This is a genomic window from Desulfobacterales bacterium, from assembly GCA_034003325.1.
In the GTDB taxonomy this organism is placed as follows: Bacteria; Desulfobacterota; Desulfobacteria; order Desulfobacterales; family JAFDDL01; genus JAVEYW01.
Genome location: JAVEYW010000009.1, coordinates 126755 through 147322 on the forward strand (window position 1 = coordinate 126755; position 20568 = coordinate 147322).

The window sequence follows — 20568 nt, forward strand, 5'->3', positions numbered from 1 at the left end:
ATCCTTAACTATTTTGAATATCATATCTTTTTCGGTTTAAGAAAAGCGGATGCGCGGGTGTTAGCGATATTATTGCGGGCGTAGCCCAATGGTTCCTTATTGGTCCGCGGTTGTTGTGCTTTCTTCCAATTGGGCCAAAAAGGAGGGCAGGTTTACTTTGGTGTGGGTAATGCCAAGTTTTTTTCGTATAAAATTCCGATAGGTTTCGACGCTGCGGTGTGAAATGTTCAGCAATAAGGCAATTTCCTTGGACGTCATGCCGCTACGGATCATGTTGCAGATTTCGTTTTCTCTGGGCGTTAGTCTCGGTACGATTCGAGAGATTTTGCTGCCGAATTGAGAGGTCAGCGTCGCCAGATTTTCTTCCAATAAATGGATGTATTGCTTTTCGATTCGCGTGTCCTTGTTTTTCAGTTTATTCAGCAGGGGCAGGATGAGCCTGTCGACGTTGGCCAGAACCCGTTTTTCCAAGTTCTTTTTTTCCGTCAGCACCTGCTCCATGATTTCCCTTAAGGCAATATTTTTTTCCTGAAGCAACAGATTTTGGTTTTCCAGCTGCATTCGGCTTTCATAAAGCGCTTTTTCCGCTTGCTTTTGCTCGGTAATCCGCCCCAATCTCTCGGCGACCGCATAAAGCAATGCGCATTCTTCCTTTAAAAACGGCCCTTCATGGCATGGCGGTTTTGCTTCATGGTAGCAGACCATCAGTACGCCGACTTTCCGGCCGTATACACTGAGCGGTGCGGATAGTTTCCATTGCGTCTCCTTGTGGTTTGCCGTTTCATATTTCCTGCCGTTGACAGTGAGCTGAGCACTGGTGATTTTTGGGTACTGCCATGAAAAAGGGATCAGCTCGACGACCCCCTGGCAGATTTCTTCCAGCGTGCTGTCCGGCTTTTCCACAAGTTTGGAAATGCCGTAAAGGCAATTGATTTCCTTAATTCTTTCTCGTAGGTCATGCGCCTGTTCGCGAAGGGTTTCTTCAATCTGCTTTTGTTCGGTAATTCGCCCAAGTCTCTCACCGACGGCATTGAGCAGGGATCGCTCCTCTTGCAGAAAGGGGCCTTCATGGCAAGCGGGTTTTTCCTCCCGGTAACAGACGGTTAATTTGCCGGATGGCTTGCCGTAAATGATAATGTCCACCGACTGCTGCCATGGGCTGACCGAATAATTATCGGTTTTGTATTCATGCCCGTTAATGGTGAGCTGCGCACTTGCGATTTCGGGATACTGCCATGAGTCCGGAATTAAATTGACGATTCCCTGATAGATTTCATTGAGGGACGTTTGGGATTTTTCGACAAGTCTGGAGATGCTGTAGAGGCAGTTTATCTCCTTTATTCTTTCCTGAAGCTTATGTGTTTGATCTCTAAGTTCCGCCTCCATAGCGCGGTGCTTGACTTCAAATGCTTCCAATTGCGCGTTCCTTTGGCGCAACGCCATAAGCTCTTGATGCAGTGTTTCGGTGGGGGCATCGTCCGCCTGAATTGCCGGTCGGCCCGCTACCTGTTGATGTGGGCGGGAGCTTGTCTTTTTTGGGGGGTCTGTTCGAATCATTCATTATCCCTAACGCCGTTTTTTCGGTAAAAACCTGTAACCGCCTTCAGCGGCCAATGTGTCGAAAAATGCATCTTGTAAATGCCCGTTAGTTACAATTTTCCGGAAATAATATCAAGTGAATGAAAGGGTGCTTCCCCTGATGGCGCCGGCCAGCCGAATGGTATCGGCGCAAAGAGGGAAGAATCGGCGCCCCCGAATGGAACCGCCGATTTTAGATTCAATATTTCGTTCTTTGAATCTTTACCGACAGGCGGATAAGATTCAAAGAACGGTGCCTTTATGCGGGGCTGCGGTTACACGACGCCCTGATCAATCATGGCATTGACGACCTTGACAAAACCGGCGATATTGGCGCCGGCGACATAGTTGCCGGGTGTGCCATAGGCCGCAGCGGCATCGGTACAGGACTTGTGGATGCTTTTCATTATTATTTTCAAACGATTATCCACCTCTTCTCTCGGCCAGTTCAAGCGCATGCCGTTCTGACTCATTTCCAGCCCGGAAACGGCTACCCCGCCCGCATTGGACGCTTTCCCCGGAGCAAACAGAATCTTGTGATCCTGAAAAATATCCACTGCATCCGGCATGGAAGGCATGTTGGCGCCCTCGGCGACCAGTTGAATCCCGTTGCTCATCAAATGCGAGGCATCTTTTGCATTGATTTCGTTTTGCGTCGCACTTGGAAAAGCACAATCCGCCCGATGATTCCACAAGGGGTTAAAATCCATGCCCGGGGATAGCTCCGTGTAAACGGCACTGGTATATTTTTCCGCGTATTCCTTGATTCTGCCGCGTCTAATATTTTTTAGCCGCTTAACAAACTCAAGTTTTTCTTGCGTGATCCCCTCCTCGTCGTAGATATATCCGGATGAATCGGAAAGGGTGACGGTCTTGGCGTCCAATTCGATAAGCTTTTCGACCGTGTATTGGGCAACGTTTCCCGAACCTGATACCAGGCAGACTTTCCCTGCCAATGTGTCCTGGCGGGTGGCCAGCATTTCCGAGGCAAAATAGACACAACCGTATCCGGTAGCTTCCGGGCGAATCAGACTTCCCCCCCAGGATATCCCCTTGCCGGTCAATACGCCCGTGAATTCATTTCGAAGTTTTTTATACATACCAAAAAGAAAACCAATTTCACGCGCCCCAACACCAATGTCACCGGCGGGCACATCCGTATTGGGTCCGATATGCCGGAAAAGCTCCGCCATGAAGCTCTGGCAGAATCGCATCACTTCATTATCGGACTTGCCTTTGGGATCGAAGTCGGCGCCGCCTTTTCCTCCCCCCATGGGAAGCGTGGTGAGGGAGTTTTTAAAAACCTGCTCAAAGGCGAGAAACTTCAATATGCTCAGATTCACGGACGGGTGGAATCGAAGACCGCCTTTGTACGGTCCGATCGCACTATTCATTTCAATGCGAAAGCCTCTGTTTACTTGAACCCCGCCTGCATCATCAACCCAAGGAACGCGAAACATAATGACACGTTCAGGCTCCGTAATTCTTTCCAGAATGCGTGCCTGGCGGTATTCCGGATTTTGATCCAAAACCGGCTTTACTGTTTCCACGATCTCTTGAACGGCCTGATGGAACTCTTTTTCACCAGGATCTTTTTCCTTAATCGCTGCCAAAATATCCGACATGCAACCCCCTTTTGATGCTATCATTCAGTTGATAAGGTTTTGGTATTAATTCGCCCCGAGCATGGCGTGCGTGACTATCGAAGGGGCTTATCCATCGGTAGACCCGCCGTAGCTGAAAAGAAAGGAGAATGTAACCCCTTAGTATTTTAAGTAATTGAATATAATATTTGCGTGATCAGCCTCTATTGATGACACATTGAGAATTTTTCCCGTCGATTTTCAGCTTCAGGGCTTGTTCAAAACGAACGTGACGAACATAGGCCGTCTCTGAAATTGTAGGCAGTTGATGAATCTGTGTCCAGTCAAAATAATCATCACGACCGTTTGGTGGCTTTTCAGAGACCTGATCAATGGTAATATAAGGTATGCCTTTGGAGGTGATATGATTGAAAAAATGAGATCCCCTGGAAGGATCGACCTTCAGTTGTTCGTTCCGAAGTTCGATAATCGCGCCGGCGCCTGATATATCTCGCCAAGAGACCGGTATGCCCAACCACCTATCCGAGGTTCCCCATCTTCCGGGGCCCATGAGCAGATAGGCGCAATGTGACTTAACAAGCCCGTCATTCAGCTTTTTTAAATCTTCCGCAATTGCGGGTGTTTGGTCCGGGCGAAAAGTTTCGGGCTTCACATAAACGACATCCTTTAATTGATGATGAACGCCGTTGCCGAGCGCTTGGTTGGAAAAGCACAGGGCTTCTTGGCGTTCCGACTCATTGATTCGGCAATTTCGCTGAACGGCATTCGACGACATGGGACGAATCTGAACGATGGAAAAATCGCAACAGCCCGGCTTTTGCGGATCTAATTGCAGGGAAAAATCAATTTCAACCGGACATCCCAATCCTTTTTGGCCGATTTCCAGAAGGTCGCACAAAAAACCGGATAGACCCATTCCGTCATATTTTAGAAGCGGAGCCAACGTCATGATACTTGTTCCGTTTGATTGAAACGTATCTCGAATACGGTTTTCTTCGATAAGGTACGTGCTGGCCAATGCCTGAACTGGAAACTCGTTTACGGATTCATCGACCTCGCGCTTCACCAGCTCATAAAAAGCACCTGAACAATCCGAATCATTGAGCCCATTTATTTTTAATGCATAAAAATAACGCTGCGAATGGTTGAGCGTTTCTTGAACGGATGAAAACTGGGGGAAAATGGTCGGATATTTGGGTGAAAACCGCAATGTCCTGCTATCGTTCAATACGGCACCGCCAAAGCCCAATGCCATTCGCACAATGCCGTCTTCGGGTTTCATGTGCGAAAAAGGATAGTAATTATAAGAGGCTGCTGAACCGGATACGGCCGGATAAAAGTAATCCCCGTAATGTCCGCCGGCCAATTGTTGAATCATGATGGCCATGGATTCATTGAAAGGCTGATTTCCCGAGTTCTTGCGCAATGTGCTGAATGTCGCGAAATAAGTGGTGGCGCATACCCGTTTTATCGCGCGCGCCAACGCAGCCAGTCTGGCCGATAACACGCTTTGATTATTGGGAATCATACATGTATGACCACACTGTCGGTCGGTATCGAAAAACGTGTCTTCCTGCTGTCTGGATGCGCGAATCGCCAGGGGGAAGGTGACCTGGCTCAGATAAACTTTTAGTTTTTTTAGCAATTCATCCGGCAAATCGGCCTTTTCGAACGCCGCCGCGATTTGGGCATCCGAAGCGCTAGAGTCTGCTATGTCCGCCAGATTGTTTTCGCGAACAAAAGCGTCTACCACATCGGTGCAGATAACAAGGGTTTTAAGCATGTTAATGTTAATTTTGGGATACTTTGAGGCAATCGCTGCATGTTGCCGCAACAACGCGCCCATAAACGCTATCCCTCGGGCTTTGCCGCCCAATGATCCGTGGCCGATCTTAGAAAATTCACTGATTGTGGCATCGAAATGGGTGTGATTGAATTTGGAAATAATACCTTGTTGGCAGCTGGTCCGAAAATGGTTAATACTCGAAATAAGGTATTGTCTGATTTCATCCGCGTTCTTGAAATCGGCAAGCTTAACGGATCGAAACTTAAGGGCCAGGTCACTTTCCGCGCGGGCCATCAGCCAAGCGGAAAAATGGTTGCCTGCGGCGTGATACAAAATCGATTCATCCGGTACGTTGGCAAGCATGGCTTCAAGTTTGCATAGATTCTCCGCTCGGCAGATCTCCCGGCCGTCAGGTGTTCGGAAAACAAAATCGCCGAATCCGAGGTATGGCAGGAAAAAATTATGAATCTCCCGGCTGAGATTGGAGGCGTTTTTATCCATAAAAACGGCGGGAATGTCCACAGCCGCCTTCTGATTGTCGGATTCGGCGCTCATGAGCAGCAGGGGTAATTCGGGGATATCTTTTCTAATTCGGGAAAGCAATGTGACGCCGGCCGCCGGGTCTGTTTTCCCTTCACGCGGCAGCCGCGTATCGGAGATAACCCCGAGCAAAAACGATCGGTACCGATGGTAAAAATGCACGGCCTCTTCAAAGTTTCTTGCAAGAAGTATTTTGGGCCGGGTTCTCATGGTAAGCAGTTTTATTTTTTCGTTCAGCCCGACATTCAGTAACGCCTGTGTCTGACTTACAATTTCTTTATAGATAACGGGCAGGAAATACGAATAATATTCCGGAGAATCCTCAACCAGAAGCAATACGCGAACGCCGGCTTTTTGGGTATCGTTGTCCACATTCAAGTGATCTTCCGTTATTTTTATCATCGACAACAGCAAATCCGGACTGCCCGACCAGATGAATTCATTGTCAAAAGCCGTAGTTTCGCTGCTTTCAGAATAGGTTAACAACCCCTTCGTACCGTGAGCCAACAGAATCACGGGAATGTCATGCCGGAATTTTTTGATCTCACGCCCCAAGGCGGCGGCGCCTGAATCATTGGCATGCGGCGCGAGAATCACCATATCGAACGACTTGTTTTTTAACAGCCAGAAAGCCTCTTCCGCCGAGGCGGCACCCGTGATTCTGGGTGGGTAACCGAGGTGCAATCCATTATATTCATTTATTAATTTATCCTCGAGATTGCCGTCCTCTTCAAAGTTGAAAATGCTGTAAGGGCTTGAAATCAGCAAAATATCACGAATTTGCCGGGTCATCAACTCGTGGACGATATGAGAAAAGCCGATAGAGGGTTTGGATGTGGCTGGACTTGAACTTAGACTTAAGCTGAGTGACGGGGAGGGAACGAAAATCGAATCTGAAAGGGGGGTCTCTTTTTCTCTATACGCAACACTCATTTTCAGGATCTCTTTCTGTATTGGCCCCGTACTATCGATCGAGTGCGATCCGCCATTAAAGGGTGAATGCCGTTACCGCTTTTCGCTATCATGGTACTACTACCCGGCAATACGCATTGGGCAACCAGGGTTATATTCGCCTTATTTTTCAGTAACTAGCTGTTTTTCAGCGCATTAGAACTAATTAATAAGATAAATGTCTCCATAATACAACGCGATAAAAACATAATAATACTACGTTAAAAATCTACGTAGTTCGTTCTGTGGTAATCATCGGGCTTTTCACGCTGTGAATTTCATCGACTTCGTAAAACAGGGTGGCATTTTTCAAGCGGGCAAAACTCATCGAATACAGGCGATGCGGGTGGGGCAACTGTTAACTGCCTGGCACAGTATTCAAAACGTTTTGCAATGATAATCAAGTAGATGGGGGGCAAGGGGGGATCTCATGCATCAGCGCGGATCGGACGTGGCATCTGTTGACAAAAGAGTCGATATAAAATAATAGCGCTATAAAAACCTAAGCGGTTAAACCCCGCTGATTTTCCTAAGTTTTTATTGATAGTCAACGCTAAAGGAAACGCGATGTTCAAATGCGGCGACAAACCGTTCCTAACCAATTAACGCAGAGGGGAATTAAATGCTTGGATTTATGCGGAAAAAGGCTGGTTCATGGCTGATTAAAGTCATTTTTATTGCCATTGTCATCGTGTTTGTTTTCTGGGGTGTCGGGAGCTTTCAGGAAGATAAAGCCAACCGGGTGGCTTCCGTTAATGGGGAGTCTATTGGCCGGGATGCCTATCGGCGGGCTTACAATAATCACCTCGATAATTTAAAACGGCGGTTTGGTGATCAATTGACCCCTGAAATGATCGAAAAGCTTCAGATCGGACAACAGGTCCTCCAGATGTTGATAAATCAGAAACTGATGTTACAAGAAGCCAAAAAATTAAACCTTCGGGTGTCCGATCAGGAGTTGGTGGAGACGATTCAAAGCATCGAGGCTTTTCGCTCGGCCGGCATTTTTGACAATAGGCGGTACTCGGCGATGATGCAGCAGATCAGAATGACTCCCGAGGCCTTTGAGGAAGAGCAACGAAAAGATATTTTGGTTGATAAACTAAGAGCGATGGTGCTGGGTGGAATTCAGGTTTCCGAGGGAGAGGCTAGAGCGTGGTATGATTTTAAAAACGTGATGGTTAACATGGATGTTGCGCCGTTCATTCCGGAAAATTACAAGGGGATAGAGCCGACGGAGGCGCAATTAAAAGCCTTTTATGATGAAAATAAGGCGGCCTATAAAACCGAAGCCGAAGTGAAAGTACGTTATTTCCATTTTAAGCCGGAGGAATACGAAACAAAAGGGTTGGTTCAGGACTCCGATATTTTGGCCTATTATGAGGAGTTTCAACATGAGTTCGCATCCGAAAAAACCGTCGAAGCCCGCCATATTTTAGTTAAGGTTGCAGAAGATGCTCCGGAGGAGAGGGTCGCCGAAGCTTTGAATAAAATATCGAATATTTTGGTGGAGGCCAGAAAAGGGGTCGACTTTGCCGAGCTGGCGAAAAAATATTCCGAGGGGCCCAGCAAGGAGCAAGGGGGATTTTTAGGTGCTTTTAAAAAAGATGCCATGGTTAAGCCATTTGCAGACAAGGCATTTTCAATGGCTGCAAATGAGATCAGCGACCCGGTGCGGACCCAATTCGGTTGGCATATTATTAAAGTGGAAAAAGTGAATGAAGCCTCTGTCCGCTCTTTAGCGGATGCAACTGCGGAGATCCGTGAGAAACTGACCCGAAAAGCCGCGCGGGAAATGGCTCTGGAGCAGGCCGAGTCGGCATACGATGCGGCATTTGTGGAGGGCGATCTGGGAAAAACAGCTGTTGCCTTAAAACTAACGGTCAAAGAAACGGATTTTTTTAACCGGAAAGGTGACGCGCTCTCTCTGGCTGAGGCCGGAAAATTTGCCGGCGCCGCTTTTGAATTGGAAGATGGTGATATCAGTAACGTTCTCGATTTCGATGCCGGCTTTTTTATTCTTCAGCGGCTGGAGACCAAACCCGAAGTGATTCAGGAACTTAATACGATAAAGGCCGATGTAAGGCTTGATGTGATTAAACAGCTTCAGGGAGAAAAGGCCAAAGCCGATGCCGAGGCGATGCTCACAGCGCTTAAGTCGGGGGCGGATATGGCCACGGAAGCTGAAAAGTACGGGATTAAAATGTTTGCAACCGGATTTTTCAAGCGAGACGAGATGATACCCCAGATCGGCTTCGAACGTGAAATCGCTAATGCGGCGTTTAAGCTTTCGGCAGAAAATAAGCTGGCCCAGTCTGTGCTGCAGGGAAACAAGGGGATGTATCTCATTCAATTAAAAGAGCGCAAGCATTCGGGTGCAGACGGCTTTGCCGTGGAAATGGAAAAAATTAAAGCGGCCTTGCAGGAACAAAAGGAACGAGAGTTTTTTAGCCGATGGATGGATCAAGTAAGAGCAAAAAGTGAAATCAGTATTGATGAAGCATTCCGAAATATTTAGGCACGGGGTCTTCCCACCGGTGATGATGCTTTGACGAAAAGGGGAATTAGCGCAATGCCTCTAAGAACTACCAACAAATTCGGGTTTAGCACTAAACGATGCCCCTTTTGTTCCGCAGATCTGCCGCTGAATGCCTACCGTTGTGGCGTTTGCGGCAAACGTGTGGGGGCTATTGACCGTCAGGGGAGGGCCAAAAGGCCGATTGACTGGTACGGCTATACAGCCTGTATTTTCTCCTTCTTGCTGTTGGGATGGTTCGTGTGGTGGGCGTTTTTTAAATAATATTAAAAAGAACGGCAAACAAGATGGTGGCTATGGACAAGTATTCGCACGAGGAAAAAACCTTCCTTTTACGGACCGCGCGCGCCATGATTGCCTCCTCGCTTTTAACGGATGTTTCATTGCCGGAAACTTCGGGGAAGGCCTTTCCTTTGCTGTTGGAAAAACGAGGTTGTTTTGTGACCCTTCATAAAAAGGGGGTGTTGCGAGGGTGCATCGGTACAATAGAAGCGGTAAAACCCCTTCTGAGCTGTGTTAAGGATAACGCATTGAATGCCGCATTTGGCGATCCGCGATTTCCTGCCTTGACTGCGGCTGAATTACCGGAAATAGAAGTTGAAATCAGTGTATTAACACCCCCTGAACCGCTACCTTTCTCCGATGAACAGGATCTTAAGAAAAAATTGATTCCCGGCGTTCATGGAGTGATTCTTACGCATGGCCGGCGCTCAGCCACATTCTTGCCCCAGGTATGGGAGCAACTCCCCGAAGTGGAGTCATTTTTAACGCATCTTTGTCTGAAAGCGGGCCTGCCCGGCAAGGCTTGGTTAGACAAGGAAACCCAAATAAAAATCTATCAAGTTGAATACTTTTCCGAATAACGCGCTTTAGACACATTGATGAACACATACCGCTTGCAGTTCCGTTTTTAGCCCGAATCTAAGTGGCGGCGTGGAAAAAAGGCAGAAAAGATTCCGCCCAACTTATTTGAATCGGACAAGAAAACAGCGGGTGACACAAGCGGTCAGCAGAAAACCGATTCATTGAAAGATACTTTAAAAAGCGTATTTAAAGGAATGTCCGGCGAGGGGAAATAGACGAGCCAAACCATGCTGACCATTCGACAGCAAATTATCGCGCAGTTGGAAGAAGGCGAGATGGATGTCAGGGCCGTATCCAAGTCCTTGGGCATACGGGAAAAAGATGTTTATGATCATTTGCTTCATATCTCCCGAAGCCTTGCCAATCAGGAAAGGAAAATTCGAATAACCCCGCACCGGTGCCTTTCCTGCGGATTTGAATTTAAGGAGCGAAAGCGTTTTCAGCGGCCCGGACGTTGTCCGAAGTGTAAAAAAGGGCATCTGGAACCGGCCTTGTATCGAATTGAAACACCCTGACAACTGCCGCATTTTGTCGATAACGCTGACAATTTTTGGTTGCACTTTAGCGGCGCCCGAGCCGGTTGTGTGCCAACCTCTTGAATATTTAATTATAGATGCAGGTTCTGGTGTTGGCATGCATTTTGTTATGGATATGATTACAGCAAAATAAGAGCAAATTCCGGAATCCCGCAGGGCAATTGTATGTAGAAATGAACAGCTGGGAGCGAAAGCCTTGAGGGGGGATCGGATGGAAGCTGCGGCACTGTTTGAACGCGTTCCGCGTGAGTTTGCCGCAGCTGGAATCCGATTGTCCTCAAGGCTGAAGCGGGCTATGGGTTTCATGCGATTGCTCTGCGGAACCCCGGCTTCGTCATTGATATTTATCAGCGGAAACGGTAACATTCGCCATAGGTCCAACACAAAAAAAGTATGAAAAAAATGGCTTCTCGGGTGTGCGTGCATCTTTTCGGCGGCCTCTATTATCCCAAACAATTTGAGTTCGTTGAAAATAACGGCACTTAGGGAAGCCAAATCAGAATATAGGGGAAACACAGCATGGTCGGGTCAATCAGCGCAAACGCGGTCGCCCTCGCAACGTACGGGAAGGAAATGGCAACGGTATCGGATCAGATTTCCAAGGCATTTCGAGAGAATTCCGATGTCAATGGGGGGTCGGCATTCGCCAAGACCAGCTTGATCGAAAACGGGCATCGCGCCAATCTCAAAACCATTCAAGCACAGGGAGAGATGTTGGCTTGCCTATTGAATATCATTGCCTAATCCGGCAAAGCCGGATGCTGGGATGCTGGGATGCTGGGATGCTGGGATGCTGGGATGCATAGAAGCTATCTTTCACCTTCGGCGAATATACACGCAAAGGTGTGCATCTTTCTGGTAAAGGGCCTCACCCGGCAAAGCCGGAAGTCGGCCTGCTTGGCGGCCAACAACCTCCTCCAATGATACACGCTTTTTTGTACGCGTCTCTGACAAAGGGTCTAAATGTTCATCAGAAGTGCTTTTCGAAGCGCATCCGTTGCATATCCATAAAAATGATCCGTGCTGTTTAAGATTTCCAGACGGGCGTCGGGGTGCCAATGGGGTAATCGTTGTTTGATCAGATTCGGAGGCGCGATATCATCTCTATTCCCGGTGACGACAAGGTGAAGGTTGGGAATCTTAAGGGAAACGGGCATGTCCATGAAGGCTACCGGCGGGGAGATGAATATCACCCGCCCTGTTCGAGAGGCATCGGGCGGCACTTTGGTAATCACCCAGGCGCCGAAGGAGTAACCGACCAGATCGACGTGCGATACCCCTTTTGAGCGGATAAAGGCGGCTGCGGATTCAATGTCGATTGCTTCTCCGACGCCGTCATCATAACAACCTTGGCTAGCGCCGACGCCCCTGAAATTGAATCGCAGGGTGCTGAACCCTTTCTCCTCATAAGCTTCTGAAATCGTCTGCACCACGGGGTTAAACATGTCGCCGCCATAGAGCGGGTGAGGATGGGCAATGACCGCGCCCTTAGCCGTTCGGTTGAGCGTTAAAAGCCCTTCCATCTCAAGTTCGCCGGAAAAAAACGAAACCTTTGTCGCCATGCATGCAAGTTCCCATAATATCTGTTTAATAATAACAATTACCTGATTATAACGCAAGCGGCAACCTAACAAAATTTGATCGTAACATAAATACAAAAATCCACGAACCGGTGATTTCCCGCCCGCCCTCAAGGTGCAGATAAATCCCGACAAATGATGTGCTACAAGTCTGGATAATTCATTTGGTTACAGCAACCTTAAAAAATTTTTCTTGTCTTAGCAGTCTTTTTAGCGATAGACTTTCAACAAGCGATTAAGCGAAATCCTGCAAGGGTTTTCTGTGCGGGGTTTAATTTTGAATGTTTAATTTCAAAGGAGGACTGCTGATGAAACGTGGTTTGATGATGTTGGGGGCGATTTGTTTTTTGTTATTTTCTATAACAGGTTGTGACAGCGGTAGTAAAGCACCTGATAACAAAGCCGCTGAAGATGCCGCAAAAACTTTGGATTCAGCGATCGAAAAAACCAAGGAAGCCGCAGAGGCAACGAAAGAAGCGGCTGTCGACGCCGTTGATGCGAGTAAGGAAATGACGTCGGAAGCTGCTCAAGCAGTTGAAGAAAAAACAGCGGACATGGTGGAGGCAACGAAAGAAGCGGCTGCCGACGCCGTTGATGCGAGTAAGGAAATGGCATCGGAAGCCGCTCAAGCAGTTGAGGAAAAAACAGCGGACGTCGTAGAGGCAACGAAAGAAGGGGCTTCTGATGCGATTGATGCGGCCAAAGAGGCGGGGCTTCCGAAAAATCCATAGAAAATTTGGCGTTCATTGAATCAGATTTATCCGGTTTATTGCGGCGGGTAATATTATAATCAAGAAGAGAAAGAGCCGTGAATTCGGAATTAACTACGATTTCTTGCTGTGGTGAAGTCCGAACTGATGAGGTTCTGAGAAGCCTGCGGCAAGATCCCCGGTAGTTATCGGTTTCGAGGTTTGTGGAAAACGGCCAGAGCACCCGGACAGGACTCCGCATGGGTTGTGCGGAGTCCTGTGTGTTTTCAAAAATGGGTCAGAGCCGCGGGGACTATTCGGCAGGAAGGGAATAATGGCGACAGTGAGCTTTTCGGCTCAACTTTTGGGTTCTTATGACTATATTGATTGATTCCAGCCTTCCGGGATGAATTTAAAACAAAGAAAGGAGAGTTGCGCAATGTTAAAAGAATTCAAAGAATTTGCAATGCGGGGAAATGTTGTGGACATGGCCGTGGGTATTATTATCGGCGCGGCTTTCGGAACCATTGTCAAATCCCTTGTGGATGAAGTGATCATGCCGCCTATCGGTCTGCTCCTGGGTAGTGTCGATTTCTCGGACCTTTTTATCACCCTCAAGGAAGGCGCGGCAGTCGCCGGTCCTTACCTCACCCTCGCAGCCGCCAAAGAGGCGGGTGCCGTCACATTGGGCTACGGCGCTTTTTTCAACACCATCATCAGCTTCTTGATTGTCGCCTTTTCCGTGTTTCTGCTGATCAAAGGCATGAACAAGCTGCAACGCCAGCAGGCGGAGGCGGTTCCGGAACCGACGACCAAAGAGTGTCCCCACTGCCTTTCCACCATCCCGATCAAGGCGACAAAATGTGCGCACTGCACTTCCAGCTTGTAAGTCCAATCTAAACAACGATTTGAATTAACGGCTTTTTCAGCTGGCGGTGATCATTATCGGCTTTGTTAATTACTATCTCTATAGAAGGAGAAAATAATGAAAAAGTATTGCGCAGAATTTATCGGGACGTTTTGGCTGGTGTTGGGTGGGTGTGGCAGCGCTGTATTGGCCGCTGCATTTCCCAACGTCGGCATCGGTCTTCTGGGTGTTTCACTCGCCTTTGGATTAACTGTTTTGACCATGGCCTTCGCTATCGGGCACATATCCGGTTGTCACCTGAATCCGGCAGTTTCAGTCGGCCTTTGGGTTGGCGGACGTTTCCCGGCCAAAGACTTGGTGCCCTATATCATTGCACAGGTTTTCGGCGCCGTTGTCGCGGGGGGTGTCTTGTATCTTATCGCCAGCGGCAAAGCGGGCTTTGATGTATCCGCAGGGTTTGCTTCAAACGGCTATGGCAGCCATTCCCCTGGCGAGTATAGTTTTTCGGCAGCCTTAATAACTGAAATCGTGATGACCATGATATTTATCATTGTCATTCTCGGAGCGACGGACAAGCGCGCACCACAAGGCTTCGCGCCGATTGCAATCGGTTTGTGCCTGACGCTCATCCATTTGATCAGCATTCCGGTCACAAACACCTCCGTGAATCCGGCACGCAGTACGGGGGTTGCCGTGTTTGTGGGGGGCTGGGCCGTTGCACAGCTTTGGCTTTTCTGGGTGGCCCCTATCATCGGCGGAACCTTGGGCGCTGCGATTTATCGCTTCATCGGTAGCGAAGAAAACTAGCTGAAAATCCCAAATCCCAGCGTTAGGTGACAATTTAAAAAGATCGAATAAACTTAACAGCTTACGCTTTTTTAATTCCGGGTGACGCGTGAGAACGGGGAAATCGATCGACGGTGAGGTTTGCCGTCAAAACTAGGAAGGTCGCGCCCAAAAAATAAAGCGGCCAAAACATTTTACAGGAGGGGAAGGTATGAGGGAATATATAAAAGGAAAAAGCGTCTCAGTTCTTTTATTGGCAGTGATTTTTGTTTTGTTGATCTGCGGAACGGTTTCTGCTGACGAGGTGTGGCTCAAAAACGGAGATCGTCTCACAGGCAAAGTGCTATCACTGGAGGCGGGAATTATTGTTATCAGCACGGCCTACGCCGGTGATGTTTCCATTAATTGGGCCGAGGTCTTGAATCTTAAGACGGAAGAACCTATCCGGGTTGTTTTAAGCGATGAAACAAATGTGCAGGGCCGCGTTCAGCCCGGTGAAGGGGGGAAGATCAGTGTAACGGCGGACAAGCTCGACGCGCCAGTATCCATGGATCTTGCAAATGTGACCGTCATTAACCCGAAACCGCTTTTAAGAACGACGTTGAGAAGTAATTTAGGCGCCAGCATTACGTCCGGAAACACGGACAGAGAAGACTTTTATGCCGATGTCGAGTTTGTTTCCCGCACAACCCAAAACCGTTATACGATCGGAGGGTTGTACCGGCGGGCTGAGAGCGAGAATGTTAAAACAGAGGACAAGACCATGGGGTATATGCAATATGATCACTTTTTCTGGGAAAAGTGGTATGCTTATGCCAATACGTCCGCTGAACAGGATGATTTCAAGGATCTTGACCTTAGATATAACTTGGGCGCCGGCCTCGGCTATCAGTTCATTGAGTCCGAACGCACCAATCTTTCTTTGGAAGGCGGCGTGAGCTACGTGAACGAAAATTATAATATCGGTGAGGATGATAGTTTCACGGCAGGAAGGTGGGGACTGCGGTTCGACCATTTCCTCTTGGCCGATTCTCTTCAATTTTTTCTGTACCACACGGGTCTTCAGAGCCTTGAAAGTGCGGACGACCTTGTTCTTTTAAATCAAACCGGCTTTCGTGTTCCATTTTATAAAAACCTGAACCTTACCGCCCAAATGAACTGGGACTATGACAAGAGCCCCTCTCCCGATAAAAAGGAGAGTGATTACGCCTATATTTTCTCTGTTGGTTATCTGTGGGGAAACTGATTTTGGATGCGTTCAGTGTCATGTTGTTTGTTTGGCACGAAACCCTGTGCTGAGGGGTGGCAAGCTGAGGGTGAAAACCCCTCAGCTTGCACCGGCTAATGCTCGCGGACTAACGACGGCGAGATCCGCCTAATATGCCGCCTAAAACGCCGCGTAGAATCTGCCGGCCGATTTGACTTCCCACAGTGCGGGCAGCCTGCTTGGCCAAGGTTTCCACCATGCCCTGCCGGCGGTTGGTGCCCCATAGCCAATCACCAAACTTCCCCTTGCCGTCATGCGGTTTTTCGGCTTCAACCTGATTGCCGCCCGATACGGCCAGTTCTTTTTCCAAAGTACGCCGACTCAGAATTTCATGGGCCGACTCGCGATTTACCGGCGAGTCGTACTTGCCGCTGACAGGGCTGCGCAACCGGACCACCGTGCGTTCTTCCGGCGTGATGGACCCTATTCGGCAGCGTGGCGGACAAATAAGCGTTCGCTCCACCGGCATCGGTACGCCCTTTTCTTGAAGCGTGGAGACCAGGGCTTCACCAACCCCGAGCTGTGATATGACTTCGGCGACATTTAGTTTTGGATTCTCAACAAAGGTTTCCGCAGCGGTTTTCACAGCCTTTTGGTCTCGCGGCGTATAAGCCCGCAGTGCATGCTGAATACGGTTTCCGAGTTGACCCAGAATCTCGTTCGGCACATCATCTGGAAATTGCGAGCAGAAATACACCCCAACGCCCTTGGAGCGGATGATTCGCACAACCTGATCCACCCGCTGGCGCAGTATTGGGGGGGCGTCGTTAAATAGCAGATGGGCCTCATCGAAAAAGAAAACCAGTTTAGGCTTTTCGAGGTCGCCCACTTCGGGCAGGTTCTCAAACAACTCCGAGAGCAACCATAGAAGAAAACTTGAGTACAGCCGTGGTTTCAAGACGAGTTGATCCGAGACAAGGATGTTAATAATGCCGCGACCGCTGAGGTCGGTGCGAAGCAAATCGTTAAGTTCCAACGCGGGCTCGCCGAATAAGGCGTCCCCGCCTTCCATTTGCAGCGACAAGAGAGCCCGTTGTATGGCCGCCACGGATTGAGTGCTTACCATACCATATTGTTTGGAAATCTCCTTTCGATTGTCCGCCACCAACCCGAGCAGCGCGCGCAGGTCGTCAAGGTCCAGCAATAGCAGCCCCTGGTCATCCGCCAATTTGAAGACGATATCGAGCACGCCGAGCTGGGTATCGTTTATCTCCAAAATCCGTCCCAGTAGCCTCGGGCCTATTTCGCTGATAGTGGTGCGCACTTGATGACCGTTCGTGCCGAACACATCCCAGAATATCACCGGATTTGCCTCATTGGCGTAGCCTGCCATACCGATTTGGGTCACCCGCTGCTGAATTTTCTCGTTGGGGATACCTGCCATCGCCAAACCGGCGACATCGCCTTTTACGTCCGCCATGAATACCGGCACGCCCATTCGTGAAAAGCCTTCCGCCAATACCATGAGAGAAATCGTTTTGCCGGTACCGGTGGCACCCGCGATCAGGCCATGGCGGTTTCCGTACTTGACGAGCAATTGAACCGGCTGTTCGCCCTTACCGATCAGGATCTGGTTCATGCACAACCTCCTCTTTGACGATACCATTACGGGTGTTCTGTTATCACAATGCGGAGTCAACGGGCCCTATGGTGCTTTCGGTAAAAGGCCCGGTTGCACCGAATTTTCATGACCGGTCGGCTGTTTTTTCTTTTTCCCCCGGAGTGTCTTCAAGCATTGGATTATATCCTTGCCGAATGCCTCTTTCTGCCATTCTTTGATTCCTTCAACGGTTGCCAAGGCGGACTCATCAATGGGATTTATGGTGGTGATGGCGTACATCAGCGCCTTGTTGCAAATAATCGACGGGTCAATGTTTAAGGCTTCCGCCTTTTTATCCCGCCATTCTTTCAGGGCTTTCAATCGGCGGGGAAGCGCCGCCGGCAAGCTCTCAATAGGTTGGCGGGGATAATGTGGCAAGTCGGTTTCCGGGAGTGCCAGTGCTTCGTGAATCAGTTCGATAATGGTCTTGCCGTACATCCCCAGTTGCGTGCCGCTTAGTCCATCCACTTTTTCTAATTGTTTTGGTGTGTTTGGTTTTGAAACGGCAATGGCTTGAAGTGTTTTGTTGCCGAGGACTTTGAACACGGGCCGGTCCTTTTTCTCGGCGATTTGTTTTCGAAATTGCAGAAGGTTCTCCAGGACTGCAAGGCTTCTTGAATCCATGCGGCCAGCACCCTTGAATTTCATAAACAGCGGCGCGCCGTCATTATTTGCGGGGCGCACACGGCTTAACAACTCGCACTCCTCCGCCACCCAGGACAGTCTGTTTTTTTGCGCCAACTCCTGCTCAAGCCGGTGCGCTAAGGGTACCAGGTACAGAACATCATGGGCTGCGTATTCGAGCATTTCGAGCGGCAAAGGCCTTTGGGACCAATCTTTTTTCTGATATTTTTTATCCAACCGAACGTGAAAGCGATTCATCAGTACGGCTTCGAGGCCCGTTTCCGTAATCCCCAGAAACCGGGACGCCAACTCCGTATCCAGCAGATTGTGAATCTCCATGCCGAAGTCTCTGTAAAGGCTTCGAATATCGTAATCCGCACCGTGAAAAACCTTTTGAATGTCCGGCCGGGCCAATAGCGGTTTGAGAGGGGAAAAGTCAGTGATTCTGAGCGGATCGATAACAAAACTTTCGGATGCGGAGGCCATCTGTATCAGGCATACCTTTTCCCTGAAATGATACATGGAGTCGGCTTCCAGGTCCACGGCAACGGTGGGTTCCGCGGTAAGGCGGTCCGCCATTGTTTCAAGTCCTTCATTCGAATCGATATATTGATAAGCTAGTGATAGGGTTGCTTCCATTTTTTTCCTTGACCGGCAAGGGGATTTCCCATAAGTTTCTGTTTCTTGGTTAAATGCTGAAACCTCGGCAAGCCTGCGCATGAGCGCATAATTTATAAAATAAGCGAGCGAGTATTAAATGATTTCTATAACACTTCCCGACGGCAACATAAAGGAGTTTGATCAGGCACCCAGCGGCATGGATGTCGCCATGTCCATTTCAGAAGGCTTGGCGCGTAATTGTGTGGCAATGCAGATAAATGGCGAGCTTGTTGATTTGAATTCAAAAATACCCGGCGATGCCTCGGTGCGCCTCATCACCACCAAGGACCCGGAAGCGCTCGCTATTCTCAGGCACAGTGCGGCTCATGTCATGGCGCAAGCCATTCTTCGGTTGTATAAGGATGCCAAGCTGACCATCGGCCCGGTCGTGGAAGACGGCTTTTATTATGACATTGATATGGCAACGGTTTCGGAGGAGGATTTCCCGAAGATCGAGGCCGAGATGAAAAAGATCATTCAGGCCAAGCTTCCAGTCACGCGGCGCGTGGTGCCAAAGGCCGAAGCGATCCAATTTTATCAGAATGAGCCCTACAAGCTTGAACTGATAAATGACCTAATAGACGGAAATATTTCATTCTATGAGCAGGGGGAATTTACGGATCTGTGCCGCGGGCCGCATGTACCGCACACCGGGTTTATCAAGGCCGTAAAGCTGATGAAGGTGTCCGGTGCCTATTGGCGGGCCGATGCATCCAAGGCCCAATTACAGCGAATTTACGGAACCGCCTTTTTTGATAAAAAGGAGCTTGCCGTCTATGTTCATCTGATTGAGGAAGCCAAAAAGCGCAACCACCGCAAGCTCGGACAAGCGCTGGACCTTTTCAGTTTTCATGACGAAGCGCCGGGCATGCCCTTTTTTCATCCCAAGGGAATGATCATATGGAATGCGCTGCTTGACTACTGGCGTGAAGAGCACCGCAAGGCCGGGTATGTGGAGACCAAAACCCCCATTATGCTTAACCGCGCCCTGTGGGAGCAAAGCGGGCATTGGGATAATTACCGGGAAAATATGTACCTGTCTCAAATCGATGAGGTGGACTACGCGATCAAGCCGATGAATTGTCCCGGCGGCATGCTGCTATACAGCACCAAACCCCATTCTTATAAAGACCTGCCGATTCGGGCTGCCGAGGTAGGGCTTGTGCATCGGCACGAACTCAGCGGTGTGCTCAGCGGGCTTTTCCGGGTTCGGGCCTTTCACCAGGATGATGCCCATATTTTTATGACACCGGAGCAGATCGAGGAAGAGATTCTCGGTGTGTTGCGTCTCGTGGACCGGGTGTACAGCACCTTCGGGCTCGGGTTTCATCTGGAATTATCCACGCGGCCCGAAAAATCCATCGGAACGGACGAAGCGTGGCAGATGGCGACTGAAGGGCTTAAATCCGCTTTGAACCGATATGGCAAAGAGTATAAGATCAATCCGGGAGACGGTGCTTTCTATGGCCCCAAAATCGATATTCATATCAAAGATGCGCTGGGGCGAACCTGGCAATGCGGAACGGTGCAATTGGATATGTCGCTTCCCGAGCGCTTCGATCTTTACTATATCGGGAAAGATAATGAAAAACACCGGCCCATCATGATTCATCGTGTGATTTACGGCTCCATCGAACGGTTTTTCGGCATTCTCGTGGAGCATTTTGCCGGCCAGTTTCCCTTGTGGATGGCGCCGGTGCAGGTCATTGTCCTGCCCATTAACGATGATCTGGCGCCCTATGCCAAAAGCATTTGCGAGGCGATGGAAACCGAAGGCCTTCGAGTGACGGTGGATGATCGGACCGAAAGCCTGAATAAAAAGATTCGGGAAGCTCAACTTGAAAAGATTCCACTGATTTTAACCATCGGTGGAAAGGAGAAAGATACCGGCACGTTGGCCGTTCGGACCTTGGACGGCAAGGTGCGCTACGGCATGGATAGGGAAACATTTATAACAAATGTTTTGGCGCATATTCGACAACGCAGCTTCGGCGATGACATATTCCCTGAAGAATCCGCAACGGCATCGGCAGTGTCATAGATGAGAATTTTGATCGGACAACACAGGGGAACGGGATGACTTCCGGCACCAAACAGAG

The 20568-nt window shown here is 49.1% G+C and carries 16 protein-coding genes; 10 read left to right on the forward strand and 6 right to left on the reverse strand.

The window, feature by feature from the left end:
• Positions 1–96: 96 nt before the first annotated feature.
• The 3 genes from RBT11_11415 to RBT11_11425 all read right to left on the reverse strand — a co-directional run bounded on the left by RBT11_11415 (position 97) and on the right by RBT11_11425 (position 6441).
• Entirely contained in the window at positions 97–1557 is a 1461-nt protein-coding gene (locus tag RBT11_11415) for a LuxR C-terminal-related transcriptional regulator (GenBank protein ID MDX9787380.1), read from the reverse strand.
• A 296-nt stretch (positions 1558–1853) separates the two neighbouring features.
• Positions 1854–3203, reverse strand: coding sequence for an NADP-specific glutamate dehydrogenase (gene gdhA, locus RBT11_11420; protein MDX9787381.1), 1350 nt, complete (start codon positions 3201–3203; stop codon positions 1854–1856).
• 175 nt (positions 3204–3378) lie between these two features.
• On the reverse strand, positions 3379–6441 hold the full coding sequence (locus tag RBT11_11425; protein MDX9787382.1) for a PEP/pyruvate-binding domain-containing protein: 3063 nt from the start codon (positions 6439–6441) through the stop codon (positions 3379–3381).
• A gap of 640 nt (positions 6442–7081) precedes the next feature.
• Here RBT11_11425 and RBT11_11430 point away from each other — a divergent pair.
• The 5 genes from RBT11_11430 to RBT11_11450 all read left to right on the forward strand — a co-directional run bounded on the left by RBT11_11430 (position 7082) and on the right by RBT11_11450 (position 11139).
• Positions 7082–8977 (forward strand): SurA N-terminal domain-containing protein, encoded by a 1896-nt coding sequence (locus RBT11_11430; protein ID MDX9787383.1) that lies wholly within the window; start codon positions 7082–7084, stop codon positions 8975–8977.
• Between the two features lie 54 nt (positions 8978–9031).
• Entirely contained in the window at positions 9032–9259 is a 228-nt protein-coding gene (locus tag RBT11_11435) for a hypothetical protein (protein ID MDX9787384.1), read from the forward strand.
• 32 nt (positions 9260–9291) lie between these two features.
• Entirely contained in the window at positions 9292–9858 is a 567-nt protein-coding gene (gene amrA / locus RBT11_11440; protein MDX9787385.1) for an AmmeMemoRadiSam system protein A, read from the forward strand.
• 228 nt (positions 9859–10086) lie between these two features.
• A complete protein-coding gene (locus tag RBT11_11445; protein ID MDX9787386.1) occupies positions 10087–10374 on the forward strand; it encodes a transcriptional regulator in 288 nt (95 codons plus the stop codon).
• 540 nt (positions 10375–10914) lie between these two features.
• Positions 10915–11139, forward strand: a complete 225-nt coding sequence (locus tag RBT11_11450) for a hypothetical protein (protein ID MDX9787387.1) — start codon at positions 10915–10917, stop codon at positions 11137–11139.
• Positions 11140–11354: 215 nt separating this feature from the next.
• On the opposite strand, the gene RBT11_11455 is transcribed toward RBT11_11450, so the two are convergent.
• Complete coding sequence (locus RBT11_11455) at positions 11355–11957, reverse strand: alpha/beta fold hydrolase (protein MDX9787388.1); 603 nt, start codon at positions 11955–11957, stop codon at positions 11355–11357.
• Positions 11958–12283: 326 nt separating this feature from the next.
• Between RBT11_11455 and RBT11_11460 the strand changes: the two genes are divergently transcribed.
• The 4 genes from RBT11_11460 (at position 12284) to RBT11_11475 (ending at position 15564) form a co-directional block, all read left to right on the forward strand.
• Positions 12284–12706: a hypothetical protein gene (locus RBT11_11460; protein ID MDX9787389.1), complete on the forward strand. Its 423-nt coding sequence runs from the start codon at positions 12284–12286 to the stop codon at positions 12704–12706.
• A 364-nt stretch (positions 12707–13070) separates the two neighbouring features.
• Positions 13071–13553 (forward strand): large conductance mechanosensitive channel protein MscL, encoded by a 483-nt coding sequence (gene mscL / locus RBT11_11465; protein MDX9787390.1) that lies wholly within the window; start codon positions 13071–13073, stop codon positions 13551–13553.
• Positions 13554–13649: 96 nt separating this feature from the next.
• The gene (gene aqpZ / locus RBT11_11470; GenBank protein MDX9787391.1) at positions 13650–14339 is read left to right on the forward strand and encodes an aquaporin Z; all 690 of its coding nucleotides are present in this window, start codon (positions 13650–13652) and stop codon (positions 14337–14339) included.
• Between the two features lie 190 nt (positions 14340–14529).
• A complete protein-coding gene (locus RBT11_11475) occupies positions 14530–15564 on the forward strand; it encodes a DUF481 domain-containing protein (protein MDX9787392.1) in 1035 nt (344 codons plus the stop codon).
• A 109-nt stretch (positions 15565–15673) separates the two neighbouring features.
• On the opposite strand, the gene RBT11_11480 is transcribed toward RBT11_11475, so the two are convergent.
• Positions 15674–17164, reverse strand: a complete 1491-nt coding sequence (locus tag RBT11_11480) for a DUF853 family protein (protein MDX9787393.1) — start codon at positions 17162–17164, stop codon at positions 15674–15676.
• A gap of 66 nt (positions 17165–17230) precedes the next feature.
• Entirely contained in the window at positions 17231–18448 is a 1218-nt protein-coding gene (locus tag RBT11_11485; GenBank protein MDX9787394.1) for an HRDC domain-containing protein, read from the reverse strand.
• A 118-nt stretch (positions 18449–18566) separates the two neighbouring features.
• Between RBT11_11485 and thrS the strand changes: the two genes are divergently transcribed.
• On the forward strand, positions 18567–20510 hold the full coding sequence (thrS, locus tag RBT11_11490) for a threonine--tRNA ligase (protein MDX9787395.1): 1944 nt from the start codon (positions 18567–18569) through the stop codon (positions 20508–20510).
• Positions 20511–20568 lie beyond the last annotated feature (58 nt).

What these genes read in the sequence shown, in the direction of transcription:
- mscL (MDX9787390.1), top strand. Translation starts at nt 13,071, where the DNA reads ATGAATTTAAAACAAAGAAAGGAGAGTTGCGCAATGTTAAAAGAATTC.
- RBT11_11485 (MDX9787394.1), bottom strand. Translation starts at nt 18,448, where the DNA reads ATGGAAGCAACCCTATCACTAGCTTATCAATATATCGATTCGAATGAA.
- RBT11_11445 (MDX9787386.1), top strand. Translation starts at nt 10,087, where the DNA reads ATGCTGACCATTCGACAGCAAATTATCGCGCAGTTGGAAGAAGGCGAG.
- RBT11_11460 (MDX9787389.1), top strand. Translation starts at nt 12,284, where the DNA reads ATGAAACGTGGTTTGATGATGTTGGGGGCGATTTGTTTTTTGTTATTT.
- RBT11_11430 (MDX9787383.1), top strand. Translation starts at nt 7,082, where the DNA reads ATGCTTGGATTTATGCGGAAAAAGGCTGGTTCATGGCTGATTAAAGTC.
- amrA (MDX9787385.1), top strand. Translation starts at nt 9,292, where the DNA reads ATGGACAAGTATTCGCACGAGGAAAAAACCTTCCTTTTACGGACCGCG.
- RBT11_11480 (MDX9787393.1), bottom strand. Translation starts at nt 17,164, where the DNA reads ATGAACCAGATCCTGATCGGTAAGGGCGAACAGCCGGTTCAATTGCTC.
- RBT11_11455 (MDX9787388.1), bottom strand. Translation starts at nt 11,957, where the DNA reads ATGGCGACAAAGGTTTCGTTTTTTTCCGGCGAACTTGAGATGGAAGGG.
- aqpZ (MDX9787391.1), top strand. Translation starts at nt 13,650, where the DNA reads ATGAAAAAGTATTGCGCAGAATTTATCGGGACGTTTTGGCTGGTGTTG.
- RBT11_11475 (MDX9787392.1), top strand. Translation starts at nt 14,530, where the DNA reads ATGAGGGAATATATAAAAGGAAAAAGCGTCTCAGTTCTTTTATTGGCA.
- gdhA (MDX9787381.1), bottom strand. Translation starts at nt 3,203, where the DNA reads ATGTCGGATATTTTGGCAGCGATTAAGGAAAAAGATCCTGGTGAAAAA.
- thrS (MDX9787395.1), top strand. Translation starts at nt 18,567, where the DNA reads ATGATTTCTATAACACTTCCCGACGGCAACATAAAGGAGTTTGATCAG.
- RBT11_11450 (MDX9787387.1), top strand. Translation starts at nt 10,915, where the DNA reads ATGGTCGGGTCAATCAGCGCAAACGCGGTCGCCCTCGCAACGTACGGG.
- RBT11_11435 (MDX9787384.1), top strand. Translation starts at nt 9,032, where the DNA reads ATGCCTCTAAGAACTACCAACAAATTCGGGTTTAGCACTAAACGATGC.
- RBT11_11425 (MDX9787382.1), bottom strand. Translation starts at nt 6,441, where the DNA reads ATGAGTGTTGCGTATAGAGAAAAAGAGACCCCCCTTTCAGATTCGATT.
- RBT11_11415 (MDX9787380.1), bottom strand. Translation starts at nt 1,557, where the DNA reads ATGATTCGAACAGACCCCCCAAAAAAGACAAGCTCCCGCCCACATCAA.